At 46.6% G+C, this 13,446-nt stretch carries 11 protein-coding genes and 1 pseudogene; 2 read left to right on the forward strand and 10 right to left on the reverse strand.

The window, feature by feature from the left end; all coding sequences use genetic code 11:
* Positions 1-140 precede the first annotated feature (140 nt).
* From gatB to LX24_RS03380, 5 genes are all read right to left on the reverse strand, one after another.
* Complete coding sequence (gene gatB / locus LX24_RS03360; RefSeq protein WP_166510741.1) at positions 141-1,583, reverse strand: Asp-tRNA(Asn)/Glu-tRNA(Gln) amidotransferase subunit GatB; 1,443 nt, start codon at positions 1,581-1,583, stop codon at positions 141-143.
* A 22-nt stretch (positions 1,584-1,605) separates the two neighbouring features.
* Entirely contained in the window at positions 1,606-3,066 is a 1,461-nt protein-coding gene (gatA, locus tag LX24_RS03365; protein ID WP_166510742.1) for an Asp-tRNA(Asn)/Glu-tRNA(Gln) amidotransferase subunit GatA, read from the reverse strand.
* A gap of 14 nt (positions 3,067-3,080) precedes the next feature.
* The gene (gene gatC / locus LX24_RS03370) at positions 3,081-3,365 is read right to left on the reverse strand and encodes an Asp-tRNA(Asn)/Glu-tRNA(Gln) amidotransferase subunit GatC (RefSeq protein ID WP_166510743.1); all 285 of its coding nucleotides are present in this window, start codon (positions 3,363-3,365) and stop codon (positions 3,081-3,083) included.
* A gap of 472 nt (positions 3,366-3,837) precedes the next feature.
* Positions 3,838-5,460, reverse strand: a complete 1,623-nt coding sequence (locus LX24_RS03375; RefSeq protein WP_166510744.1) for an ATP-binding protein — start codon at positions 5,458-5,460, stop codon at positions 3,838-3,840.
* A gap of 157 nt (positions 5,461-5,617) precedes the next feature.
* Positions 5,618-5,875, reverse strand: coding sequence for a hypothetical protein (locus tag LX24_RS03380; protein WP_166510720.1), 258 nt, complete (start codon positions 5,873-5,875; stop codon positions 5,618-5,620).
* On the opposite strand from LX24_RS03380, the gene LX24_RS03385 reads away from it, so the two are divergent.
* Entirely contained in the window at positions 5,781-6,197 is a 417-nt protein-coding gene (locus tag LX24_RS03385) for a YbaN family protein (RefSeq protein WP_166510909.1), read from the forward strand. The two genes, LX24_RS03380 and LX24_RS03385, sit on opposite strands and share 95 nt — an antisense overlap.
* A gap of 202 nt (positions 6,198-6,399) precedes the next feature.
* Here LX24_RS03385 and LX24_RS03390 read toward each other — a convergent pair whose 3' ends face one another.
* The 5 genes and pseudogenes from LX24_RS03390 to LX24_RS03405 form a co-directional block, all read right to left on the reverse strand.
* Positions 6,400-7,020 carry a cyclase family protein gene (locus tag LX24_RS03390; protein WP_166510745.1) on the reverse strand — a complete coding sequence of 207 codons (621 nt, stop codon included), beginning with the start codon at positions 7,018-7,020 and terminating at the stop codon, positions 6,400-6,402.
* The gene (gene zwf / locus LX24_RS14885) at positions 7,017-8,009 is read right to left on the reverse strand and encodes a glucose-6-phosphate dehydrogenase (RefSeq protein WP_243131615.1); all 993 of its coding nucleotides are present in this window, start codon (positions 8,007-8,009) and stop codon (positions 7,017-7,019) included. Before zwf ends, LX24_RS03390 begins: the two co-directional genes overlap by 4 nt.
* Positions 7,986-8,431, reverse strand: a pseudogene (locus tag LX24_RS14890) (glucose-6-phosphate dehydrogenase); the annotation flags it as partial. The gene zwf and the pseudogene LX24_RS14890, both read right to left, overlap by 24 nt.
* Positions 8,432-8,555: 124 nt before the next feature.
* Positions 8,556-9,452 carry a phosphogluconate dehydrogenase (NAD(+)-dependent, decarboxylating) gene (gene gnd / locus LX24_RS03400; RefSeq protein WP_166510746.1) on the reverse strand — a complete coding sequence of 299 codons (897 nt, stop codon included), beginning with the start codon at positions 9,450-9,452 and terminating at the stop codon, positions 8,556-8,558.
* A gap of 165 nt (positions 9,453-9,617) precedes the next feature.
* Positions 9,618-12,119 carry an O-antigen ligase family protein gene (locus LX24_RS03405; protein WP_166510747.1) on the reverse strand — a complete coding sequence of 834 codons (2,502 nt, stop codon included), beginning with the start codon at positions 12,117-12,119 and terminating at the stop codon, positions 9,618-9,620.
* A gap of 245 nt (positions 12,120-12,364) precedes the next feature.
* Between LX24_RS03405 and LX24_RS03410 the strand changes: the two genes are divergently transcribed.
* Positions 12,365-13,387 (forward strand): hypothetical protein, encoded by a 1,023-nt coding sequence (locus LX24_RS03410; protein ID WP_166510748.1) that lies wholly within the window; start codon positions 12,365-12,367, stop codon positions 13,385-13,387.
* The last annotated feature ends 59 nt before the right edge of the window (positions 13,388-13,446 follow it).

The following is a 13,446-nucleotide window of genomic DNA, read 5'->3' on the forward strand; positions in this document are numbered from 1 at the left end:
CACCAAAAGCCGGGTGGTGGTACCTTTCGCTCGCCGGGCTAAATTTCCCGGGTTAAATAAAAGCCACCTGTGAAATGCCCAAACATTTCACAGGTGGCTTTTATTTGGAATCTTAATTTTTTTTCGCCCTATTATTTCTTCTATTCCCCCAGTTTTTCCCGCAGCATGGAATTGACCACACCGGGGTTGGCCTGGCCCCTGGTGGCTTTCATCACCTGACCCACCAAAAAACCGATGGCCTGCTTCTTACCGGACTGGTAATCCGCCACCGATTTGGGGTTTTTGGCAATAACCTCATCAATAATTTGGGCTAGTTGCCCCTGGTCGGATATCTGGGACAAACCCCTTTCCTTGACAATCTGCTCCGGGTCTTTGCCCTCCTCGAACATAACCTCGAATACCTCTTTACCGATCTTATTACTGATGGTACCCTTTTTAATCAACTGCAGCAATGAAGCCAGGCCGCCGGGGGTAATCCTGGATTCACCCAATTCCATATTACGGGCATTCAACAGCCGCAAAAGTTCACCCATGATCCAGTTGCTTACTGTTTTCGCATCGGGAAACTCTTTTAACGCAGCGTCAAAGAACTCAGCCAGGGCCAGGGAACTGGTAATTACGCCGGCATCGTAATCCGGCAGCCCGTGCTCTTCCACCAGGCGCCTCCGGCGGGCGTCGGGCAATTCCGGGATGGAAGCCCTGACCTCCTCTATCCATTCTTCCGTCAGCTCGATGGGAGGAAGCTCATGCTCGATGAAACACCTGTAGTCCGGGTTTTCCTTGTTGCGCATGGACACGGTTATACCCTTGTTTTCATCCCATCCACGGGTTTCCTGAACCACCTTTCCGCCGTCTTCCAGTACATCTATTTGCCTTTCCACTTCATATTCAATGGCCCTTTGCACAGCCCGGAAAGAGTTCATATTCTTTATCTCGGTTTTTGTACCCAGTGTGGTAGTCCCAACGGGGCGAACCGAAACGTTGGCGTCACAGCGCAGCGAGCCTTGCTCCATTTTCACATCGGAAACACCGGCATATTCCAGATGGGCCTTCAGTTTCTCCAGATAGGCTTTAGCTTCTGCGCCCGAGCGAATGTCAGGTTCCGAAACTATTTCAATGAGGGGCATACCGGACCGGTTGTAGTCCACATAAGAGTAACGTGAACTGGTAATGGACCCGCCTGAATGGACCAGTTTCCCGGGATCCTCTTCAATATGCGCCCTGGTAATGTTAATTCTTTTTTTCTCGCCATCAACATCTATATCAAGATATCCATTATAAGCGATTGGCCGGAATACCTGGGAAATTTGATAGCCTTTGGGCAGGTCGGGATAATAATAATTTTTTCTATCAAACCAGGTATAAGTACCTATCTCACAGTTTAGAGCCAAACCAGCCCTGGTTGCCAATTCCACAACCTTTTTATTTAAAACACCTGTACTACCGGGCAGGCCCAGGCAAACGGGACACACCTGGGTGTTGGGTTCCTTCCCGAATTCCGTAGAACAGCCGCAAAATATTTTGGTATCCGTCTTTAACTCTACGTGAACCTCCAAGCCAATGACAGCTTCGTATCTACTCATTTTGCACCCCCTGTGAACAAAATTAAAGCAATAATCCGGGTTTTAACCTGGTTTGGTCAGTACTTTGCTCCAGGGTATAGCCCACCCTGAGCAGAGTCCCTTCGTCAAAATGCCGGGCCATTAGCTGCAATCCCACAGGCAGCCCCTCCACCAAACCAAAGGGCAGGGACATGGCAGGCACCCCGGCCAGGTTAGCCGGCATGGTGTAGACTTTGGACAGGTACATAGCCACTGGATCGCCCGCTTTTTCTCCTATTTTGAAAGGGGTGGCAGGGCTGGTGGGTGTTAACAGGCAGTCAAATTTTTCAAAGGCCCGGTCAAAGTCCTGTTTGACCAGAGTACGCACCTTTAGGGCTTTAACGTAATAAGCCTCATAATTACCGGCACTTAAGGCAAAGGTGCCCAGCATGATGCGTCTTTTCACCTCTTCACCAAAACCCTGGCCGCGGGTTTTTTTGAACATGGTCAGCACATCTTCAGCTTCCACCCTGAGGCCATGCCTGATTCCGTCAAAACGGGCCAGGTTGGAACTGGCTTCAGCCGAGGATATGATGTAATGGGCGGCCGGGGCGTATTCGATATGGGGCATGGCCACCTCTTCGCAAACGGCCCCCAATTCTTCCAGTTTAACAATGGCCTCCCGGACCTTTGCCGCCACACGGGGCGACACGTCCGTACCGAAATATTCTCCGGGCAGGCCAATCCTTAACCCCTTGACGTCGTTCACCAGGCTCTTTCTAAAGTCCGGCACATCCACAGAGGCTGATGTAGCATCTTTATCATCGTGACCGCAAATTTCGTTCAGGATCAGAGCAAGATCCGTCATATCCCTGGTAAAGACCCCGATTTGCCCCAAAGAGGAAACATGGGATATCAAGCCAAACCGGGAGGCGTAACCGTATGTAGGTTTAAACCCTATAACACCACAAAAGGCCGCCGGCTGGCGGATACCGCCCCCGGCGTCCGTGCCCAAAGCAAAGGCCGCCTCACCTGCGGCCACCGCTGCTGCAGCCCCCCCGCCGGAACCGCCGGGTACGGCATCAAAGTCAAAGGGATTGCTGGTGGCGAAATACCCTGAATTCTCGGTGGAGGAACCCATGGCAAACTCATCCATGTTACATTTGCCCACGAGTATGGCACCGGCTCCCTTTAACCTCCCGGCTACGGTGGCATCATAGGGCGGGATAAAATTGTATAATATCTGGGAAGCACAGGTGGTCTTGACTCCCCGGGTGCATATATTGTCACCGGCGGCCGTGGGGATTCCCGCCAGGGGAGAAAGCTCTTCTCCCCTGGCCCGCCTCTCATCGACAGCCCTGGCCCGGGCTAAAGCTTCTTCTTTTGTTAACGTCACAAAGGCTTTAATTTTATCTTCCACCCGGCTGATATGTTCCAGATAAAATCTGGTTAATTCTTCGGAACTAACCTCCTTTTTCCCCATTAGTTCGCTAAGATGATGAACTGATAATGTATTTAATTGCATCGGATTCCTCCTGTTTAAACAATTCGGGGCACTTTAAAGGCCCCCGCTTCCTCTTCCGGTGCATTGGCCAGGGCCTGCTCTTTATCCAGACCTGGCTGCAGCTTGTCTTCCCGGTAAACATTCTTCAGCGGGAGGACATGGGCGGCAGGCTCCACGCCAGTGGTATCCAATTTGTTTAACATATCCAGGTAGTCCAATATGGCATTAAGGGACTGCGTATAGGTCGCTTTTTCGTCTGCTGTCAAATCAAGGCGGCTCATCAAAGCCACATGTTCTACCTCTTGCTCGGTAATTTTCACAGGCAGCTCATCCTTCTTTCCTCAATCATTCTTACCGTCATACTACATATCGCCTTAATTATATTAAAAGTTTCGCATTGTGGCAATTATCACCGCCATGCGGAAGTCGGGGGAACATCTTCAGGCGGTGTTTCCACTGGAATACAATGAACAAAGAAGATTAAGCCCGGAGGAATTCCTCCAGGCTCAATCTTCATTATTGCGCAGGTCAAGGGCCATATGTATATAGTGTTGTGCATGCTCATAATGTCGTGGAAAGCAACTCCGATGCTGTCAAGTATACCGGTAACAAATTGAAGAAAAATAGGCGGTTTCATTGGACCGGTTTGCAACAGGCAGGCTATGGGTAGACCGTTTCCGTGCGTAAAAAAAAGCATAATGCACATCAACACAAGTTATTACTGATAAGGCAAACTATAACCCTTGTTTGTTTCTAAGCGCCAGTGCTGTAACCAGGGTCTGTGACAAGATTTTATATCTTAAAACGCACGAAAAAGGTTGTTCCCGCTGGACTCGTTTCAAGGCTAATACTGGCGTTATGCCTTGCCGCGATACTATAGCAAATGGATAAACCCAGACCCGTGCCATCATTTTTTGTAGTAAAAAAGGGTGTGCCTAACTTATCAAGCACCTCGGGATCGATCCCGTTTCCTTCATCTTTAATTGCTAACACCACCTCATCAACATCCACGTATGTTTTTATTGTCAAGGTGCCGCCAGCAGGCATTGCCTGTAGTCCATTTCTACAAAGGTTATAAATGAGTTGACGAATTTCTTTCTCGTCAATCAATATATCCGGTGTATCCTTCAATTCATGAACAACATTTTTATCCTCGTTTACTGCATCCGCCAAGATCAGTGGCAATATCGTCTTTACTATGGGGTTAAGACTTTGCATTTCTAGCTTTGACGGTTTATCTTTGGCCAGGGAAAGGAATTCTGTAATTAATAAATTAACCCTGTCCAATTCAGATATCATCAGATTGAAATACTCAATGTATTGAGCGCATTCCTTTTTTTGGGCCAACAACTGTAAGAACCCGCGCACGGTGGTCATGGGATTCCTGATTTCGTGGCCAATTCCGGCGGCCATCTGACCTATGACGTTCAACCTTTCAAGACGAGTCATTTCTTTCTTAAACCATCTCTGTTCTGTAATATCACGGGCCACTATTTTAATAGCCGGTTTACCCTGATAAGTAAGGGAATATACCGTTATCTCCAGGTCGACAACCGCTCCATCAAAACGAATTATCTTTTCCCTGGAGGCCGGAATAACACTTCTAGGATTACTGTGCAAATATCTAATTTTTTCTTTCACGCTCTCCTGGCTATTCGGATGTACAAAATCCCAAATTGACTTTCCGATAATTTCCGAGGCCTCTTGTGCACCTAATAAATCTACACCCGTTTTATTTATAAAGGCCAATTTTTCATCAATATAGATAGCAATCATATTTTGTGAATGCTCAACTAGCTGGCGATATCGTTCCTCGCTCTCACGTAACGATTCTTCTATTTCTTTGCGCTTTTTAATTTCCCGTTTTAAATGCTCGTTAGATTTGATGAGCTTAACAGTTCGCTCTGCAATTAACTTTTCAAGCTGTTCCTGGCTTTGTTTTAAAGTTTCTTCCGCCAGCTTTTGCTCCGTGATATTTATCGCAATTTCCATACGAACTAATCTGCCGTCGCTCCACCTTATTGCAGTATCAATACATTTAACCCATGTCTTGGTTATGTCATTATAGTGTTCCCACACATAGGGCGGTTGGACAACTCCATTTTTAACCAAATGACTATTAGTACAATAGGGACAAGGCCCCGATTGCCTGTTTTGAAATACCTCAAAGCAACGCTTTCCCACGCTGTCAGTGCCGAAAATGTCCGTGCCAAATTTATTAATGAAAAGGATTTGGTAAGAATCTATATCGGCAACATAAATTACAGCCTTTAGTGAATCAATGATAGTATTAATCTGTTCAAATTCCCCAACCAGCTCTTCATAAAATTGCCTCTTCTCCGTCTCACTTAACAGTTCGAGCTGGAGAATTTTTTTCAAGTCTATATTTTGTCCTAAAATAACCTTAGGTTTCATTTTTTTACTCCGTAGTAACATAGTAACATTAACGTTATTTTCTAAATAATTAGATGCTTTTACTTTTTTACCTGCTAAAAGTTAATTCTAAATTTAAAAGTAAATTGCGTTGTGCTGCAGACCTTCGATAGTTCCCGAAACAAAAGACACGGAGCTTTTATACTTTTATAAGAACTTCTATCCTAACAATAAGCGTCAGGTAATTTTCATCCCATGCTGGTGCCACGTCAGCGGCATGGGTGTCTGGTAAAAGGATTTGAGGGTTTAAAAAAGAATAGTTAAGTACTGCTGTTAGTGGAACGGGTGGCGAAAAAATGAAAATGTTTCCAGTAAAACAATATCTTTTTATTCTCTTGGGATCAGTATCACTGGTAATAGGAGTGGTAGGCATTTTCCTTCCTATCCTGCCGACCACACCACTCCTACTCCTGGCTGCATTTTGTTATTTGCGCAGTTCGAAGCGCTTATATAATTGGTTAATAAACCACAAAGTTTTCGGAGCTTATATTTATAACTACACGACATATAAGGCAGTAACAAAAAAAACGAAAGTCTGTACACTCATCTTTTTATGGCTATCGCTCATTATTTCCATGTTGATGGTGTCTAATATATACATAACCCTGGTTTTGCTAGCCGTCGGTACCGGGGTTAGTATACACGTGATGACCTTGAAAACATTGCGGTCCGAGGATATGGAAAAGTATAACAATTTTCGGCGACCTTTTCAATCATAACAGGCATCGAACTGGCTTATACACCGCTGCACCCGGAACTGGTGCGCATCGATAATTATAACCCGGTATACGTGTTTAGAGGCCAATATTACAGGTTCCTAACTTTCCTACAAACCTTAGTCCAGCCTAAGAAGAAATGTGTTAACGGATTATGGCGGAATTCCATACACTTTGTATGAAAAATAAAGATTAGGTGAGAAACTCAAGTTTCAATGAGCACAGCCCTGGTGGGTGCCCCTTCAACTCCCCTTATTTTTAACGGTGCCGCAATAAGTAAATAACTACCTTCTGCGACATCTCTTAATCTCAAACCCTCCAATATCACTATCCCGGCCTCAAATAATATTTTATGTGTTTCATGCCCGGGCTGGCTCCTTTCTATACCCAGAGCATCTATGCCCACACCGGTGATGCCCTTATTTTTTAAATAAGCCGCGCCGCTTTGGTCAAGATAGGTAAAGTTAAAGTCAAAGGCGTCAAAATATGAGTTTTTGGTGCGCAGCAATATAAAATCACCGCTTTTAATATCCCGTTCGGCTAAATCTTCAGCGCCGATTTTTTCAATTAGGCCGGTAAAATCAAGCACTTTACAAGGGGTAATCAGCTTACTTAAATCAATGTGCTCAATGGTGGCCCCGCCCGGCAGCACGTGCAGCGGAGCGTCCACATGAGTTCCGGTGTGCATGTCCATTTGTATCCGGGATTCATATGTGTTTCCGGTGGTAAAATCACTGGTGCAGGTCAATACAGGTCGTTTTTCATCTTTGTTTTTATATACAGGCATATCATGGTAAATGGTCATGGAAATATCATAAATCTTCATTTGATATGCAACCATCTCCTGCCGTCACGGGCAATTAGTTCTTCGGCTTCCCGCGGCCCCCAGTTGCCGGCCGGGTAGTTGGGGAAAGCGGGTGCATGCTGCCGCCAGGTGGCGGCAATAGTGTCCACAAACCGCCAGGAGTACTCCACCTCATCCCACCGGGTGAATAATGTGGAGTCGCCCCGCAGGGCATCAAACAACAATCTTTCATAGGCCTCGGGAGAATTAAGCTCACCGGCGCAATTTTGGCAAAAATCCATTTGCACCGGGACGATCCGGCAAACTGTGCCCTGTTTTTTGGCGTTAAATTGAAAAAACACCCCTTCCTGAGGCTGGATTTTGATCACCAGCAGGTTTGGCTGCAATTGCCCGTTCTGCCTGGCATATAAAATTTTAGGCAGCGACTTAAATTGCACTATAATTTGTGTGGATTTGAAAGGCATTCTTTTACCGGTGCGAATGTAAAAGGGTACACCCGCCCACCGGAAATTTTCCACGTACACTTTAATAGCAATAAATGTTTCTATGTTAGAGTCGGGTGCCACCCGTTCCTCCTGCCGGTATCCCGGCACGGGTTTTCCTTGTGCCGTGCCGGGGCCGTACTGACCCCGCACCGCGTTTTTTAGCACCAATTCGGGACTAAATTCCTGTAAAGCACTGAGAACCTTGACTTTCTCATTACGAACATCCTCTGTACCCAGGCTAGCGGGCGGTTCCATAGCAGTGAGGGTGAGGAGTTGCAGCATATGGTTTTGTACCATATCCAGCAGTGCCCCGGCCTGTTCATAGTAGCCTCCCCGGTCTTCAACACCTACCTTTTCACAAGAGGTAATCTGAATATTGTCGATATACTGGTTGTTCCAGATGGGCTCCAAGAACATATTGGCAAACCTGATCACCATAATGTTTTGCAGCATTTCCTTCCCCAGGTAATGGTCAATACGGTAGATGTTTTTTTCCGCAAAGGCCCTGGTAATTTTTTGGTTCAAATGCCGCGCTGAGGCCAAACCCTGCCAAAGGGCTTTTCAATCATTACCCGCTGCCAGCTAGCCCCGTTGTGCGCCATTCCGTGAGCTTGCAGTTTCTCTACAATAACGCCGAAATATTCCGGTGCCACTGCCAGGTAAAAAATACGATTGCCCCGGGTTTGATATTTTTCATCAAGCTTTTGTAAAAAACCAGCCAGCCTGATGTAACCGCTGTCATCGTTAAAATCGAATTGTTGGTAAAATATTTTTTGGCGCAGTTCATGCCAGGTTTTTTCTTTCATATCAAACCGGGCAAAGTGTTTAATAGAGTCATAAACTTCATACCGGTAATCCTCATTGCTTTTGTTTTTCCTGCCAATAGCCACTACGGCAAAATGCCCGGGTAGTTTTTGGGTACACTGCAGGTTATAAAGGGCGGGCATTAACTTGCGGTGGGTCAAATCCCCCGTACCACCGAATATAACCAGTACACATGACGTGTCTATGTCCGTACCGCTGGCGAAGTTAAAGACATTGTTCGTGTTAACTATCAGATCATTAACGAAGCTATTTTGTATCAACTTGATGGCCCCCAAATTGATTTCTTAACGCAGCCACGACTTTACCGCTAAAGGTATCCTCCTGCTCCGACCGGTAGCGCATGAAAAGTGACCCGGCTATCACGGGTACAGGTATCTTTAAATCCAGCGCCTCCTGCACGGTCCACAGTCCTTCGCCTGATGAATGCATCACACCTTTAATAGACGCCAGGCCAGGATCCAGTGCAAAGGATTTTTCCGTCAGCTCAATTAGCCAGCTGCGTATAACGGAACCGTGATTCCAAACCCGGGCCACCGCAGCTAAATCCAGTGAAAAATCGCTTTTTTGCAGTATTTCAAAACCTTCCCCAATAGCCTGCATCATACCGTACTCGATACCATTGTGCACCATTTTGACAAAGTGCCCGGAACCATTGGGCCCAGTGTGCAGGTAGCCGTTTTTCACACAGATATCCCGAAAAAGTGGCTCCAGGTAATCAAATACCGCCTGTTCCGCTCCAATCATAGTACAGGCACCGTGCCTGGCCCCGTCCGTGCCACCGCTGGTGCCCACATCTACAAAATCAATGTTTTTTTCTTTTAACATTCGGTATCTGGTTAAAGTGTCCCGGTAATGGGAGTTACCCCCATCGATAATGATATCGTGCTCATCCAACAAAGGTACCAGCTTGGCTATATTATCATCCACAGGTTTACCCGCCGGCACCATCAGCCAGATTACCCGGCGCTGCGGCATTCGGGCCACCATTTCTTCCACACTGTCCACTCCGGTTATGCCTTCAGCCACAGCCCGCTGTACCGTAGCAGCGGTTCTGCTAAAACCCAACACCTGATGTCCATGATCCCGCATATTGAGGGCCAGGTTGAAACCCATTTTGCCTAATCCAATCAAACCTATCTGCATTAAAAAACCTCCCAGGGGTCAGGCTTAAACTTTTTTAAAAGTGCCTTCGGCCGGTAGCAATATATAGCAATATCTATTACAATCTTTTAAATTATTGGCTAATACTCGCTTTACTATTATCTTTTAAAAAACAACAATAGAATATACACTGGGACATAATAATTTCTAAAAATCCAGCAGCTGTTTTAGCACATGGTACTCCGCCACTGCTTCACTGCTTGACCGGCAGGCGTCTTGTATCAACTCCGCTCCCTTTGGGTTGCCGTCTTTTAGCAACGCTGCCCCCAGCCAGAGCCGGGCGATGGCTCGCGTTCTTTCATCACCTGCCCCGCTTACACCGGACAGGCGTTCTACGGCCAACTTATATTCACCCAACAGCAGTGCAGATTGGCCGGAGGTTATTGACAGGGCCGGGGTGAGGAAAAGGTCCCGGCGTGGATCCCACAGACACTGCAGCCCGGGGGGTAAAGTTTCTTTTTTATTTATAGCCTCCTGGGTGGCCGCCAGCACCCGGCGTAAGGTATCCCCGGCGGATTCTTCCCGGCCGGTAAGGAGCTGTTGCACTGCAATATTAACTAAAATATCGTTATATTCCTCATAACTCTGTATCTGCCACGGCCTTAATTCTTTGGCCCGCCCGGCCTCGGCCAGGGCTTTCTCCAGCCGGCCGCCGGCCAAGTACATGCGGGCCAGAAAAAAACGATACTCGGGATTATAGGTTTCCAGCTTTACCGCTTGCCGCGCCAGGCGGATACTTTCTTTGATCCGGTTCTCCCGGACCTGGCCGGGGCTGCTCCGGCTTTGGGCCGTCAGGATCTTAGCCTGCAGCACAGGGTACCGGGCAGACCACCGGTCAAGGCGTGCAGCGGCCTGAACATGCCCCAGGGCTACCTTAAGGTTACCCTGGCCAGCGGCTGTAACAGCTTGTTGCGCCCTGTGTGCCGCGTCCCATAAAACAAAGGTCTGGGCGGCCAGGAAAACCGCTGCCAAACCCAGGCCTGTAACCAACAAAACGGTGGGCACCCCCAAATTGGTACTTTTTTTGACACCCATATCAAACCTTTTGGAGCCGGGCACGTTCAAGCCAATATCCATAACCTTTTCCCGGTAAGCGAACAGGGCCAGCAATGACCAAAGCAGCAGGGAAATTGCGCCAAAGGACAGGTCGAAATCAATAGCCGCGTGAAGGCCCAGAGCCAGGGCGGCGGTGCCAATGGCCCAGGTTTCCGGTGCCAGGGGGTGGCTGCGATGTACAAAGAATATGCGCCATAGACCGCGCATCAAAAAGATAAATGGGAGGATGAGCATGATTAAAGCAGCCGTACCGGCCTCTATCCAGACATGTAAATAGTGGTTATGTACCTGGGTAGAAAAATAGTTAAATGACTGGTAGGCCGGATAAGCACTCTTCCAGCCCCCTCCGCCCCATCCCAGCAGGGGCCGTTCCTTAATCATGTTCAGGGCATCTTTGTAAAACTCAAAACGATATTGCAAAGAACTTTCGCCGGCGCCGATATTGGCTGTTCTGCCTAGCAATGATTTTTTAGTGCCCGAGGTATTACTGCCGCTGCCGGTATGGGCCAGTATTGCCAGTGACGAAATTGCTATTAAGACGCACATTATGGCAACTATAACCACCCCTGTTTTCGCATTAGCCAGGGATTGCTTGCCACTATCGCGGGGTGTTTTTTTATTGTGCAGCAGGGTGATTCCTTGAGCCCGTGCCACTAACCCCGCCCATGCGCCGGTAATCGCCAAACAGCCGGCCAGTACCAACAGGAATGCATTCCAATTGGGGCTAATTTGCCGGGCCTGCGGGCCTACGGTAAAAGGGGCCATGATACTGGCCAGTACCAGAACACCGCCTGTTAATAAGATCGCCCTGTACCTGACTGGCTGCCCCAGAACAAAAATAACCAAAACCAGGGGCAGCATAACCATGACACTCCTGCTCTGGCTACCGCTAATGGCCAGGCAGGTTAAAAAAACCATTCCGGCATAAGCTCCCGCCATAAAGGGCCGGTTGCTTTGCAACGCCAAAATGGCAGTGATAATTAATGTTGCCGTGAGGTAGATGGCAAAGGAGTTGGGGTATTGGAAGGTGGAGGCCAGGCGTTCGGCAGTTAATCCCCCTTCTATAGATACAAGGCCCTGGGCCGAGAAGATTCCCGCTAAAGCAACCACCGTTCCTGTAGCAGCAATGGTTACCAGCACCCGGCTGGTAAAGTTTTTTGACCGGCCGCCCCCTTGGGGGTTCATATGTGCCGCTATAAACACCATAACAAAGGTTAAGAGATAATCAATATGACGCAGCCAGGTAAAAAGAGCTTCCCGGGGATGAACAGCATTTAAAAAAGAGAGCCCGTATAAAACCGTTAGACCGGCCAATGCCATAAAATAAGGCGAGGTTGCCAAACTGTGTACCGGTGCAACCGGGTCCCCGTGAGTAAAAATGCCGTTTTCGGCTGGTGTTTCTCCGGTTTTAATACTGCGAAACCGAATAATGAGCGGGACTATAACCAAAAGAGAAACTGCGGCCACAAAGTAGTGGTGGATGCTCATTTCCTTCTCAAAGAACAAGCCCAGGAAAAACGGCGGAAGTGCTAGAATACCAAAAGGAATTATAATTAAAACGTTTTTCATCAGGGTCTTTGAAGGAATTAACAACTTTCTTCACCCCGGTTGATTTTATAAAGTCATATTATGCGCGGCTCACGTCATCATAACTTCTCAAACATCAATAAATAAATTGCATACATGTATAATGAAACAAAAAGGCGGCTTATACGTCTAGTAAATTAAAGTAAAATTATTTGAGTTACAACGTAAACAATCCATGACCGGTTTGGGTCAAGTTGGCCCGTATCACAGGTAAATCGCCGCACTTGAATGAAAATGGGGGAGTGAACGTAATGAGAAAGTATTTATTCTTTTTGACAGCAATCTTCTTATCAATGGCGCTTGCAGGTTGTAGTGGGAATACCGGTAATATAGGTATGGATGCAAAGAATATTCCAGAGGTTCCACTGGAAGAACTAAACAGTAAATTTGAAAAAGGTATCTATCAAGAAGTTGAACCTGAAACCAGAAAAGTGAAAAACTTTGCTACCAAAGAACAATGGGTTTCGCATATGTCAGAGTTTATGGATAGGGATTTAGCTTTATCATACGCTGATGAGTTCATCTACGAAGAAGAAGGTGAGCTGTTTCTTCTTTCCAGGGGCGGTCCGGCTATTTTGCAATTGGATAAGCCCTATGAGGTAAAAAAGCTTGATGAAAAGAAAGTACAAGTTATTCAAACTAACGAAGACTTGATGCAGGGAAAATACAAAATAACCATCACTTATGAATATAGAGATGGGCATTGGATTATTCAAAACCATGAATATAATGTTTTAACAGGGAATAATGAAATACTTCCACCTGAAGAAGCAGAAGAAATCATCTCAGATAAAGCTGTTCAAATAATAAATCTGATTGCTAACAAGGATATGGAAACATTAGCGAAATTCATTCACCCGGAAAAAGGTGTGCGGTTCAGCCCGTATAGTTATGTAGATACTAAGGATAGTGTTATCTTCATGCCGTCTGATTTTGAGGGGTTCTTTTCTATCCCTTCAGAATATTGTTGGGGGAGTTACGATGGAACCGGCGAACCAATTAATTTAACTCCCGCGGACTATTATGACCGTTTTATTTTCGATCATGATTATAGAAACGCTGATCAAATCAGCTATAATGAGCAATTATTTGCAGGCAATATGATTAATAATGCCTGGGAAGTTTACCCGGAATCGATTATTGTGGAATACCATTTTGAGGGATTTGAGGAAAAATACCAGGGAATGGATTGGCGGAGTTTACGTTTGGTTTTTGAGGAATATCAAGGCCAGTGGTTACTGGTAGGTATTATTCACGATGAATGGACAATTTAAATGAGGATAAATTCAACCGCTTTCCGGATACATTTAAAGCCCCCTGGCAGAAAACCGGG

The organism is Desulfallas thermosapovorans DSM 6562 (assembly GCF_008124625.1).
Classification (GTDB): Bacteria; Bacillota; Desulfotomaculia; order Desulfotomaculales; family Desulfallaceae; genus Sporotomaculum; species Sporotomaculum thermosapovorans.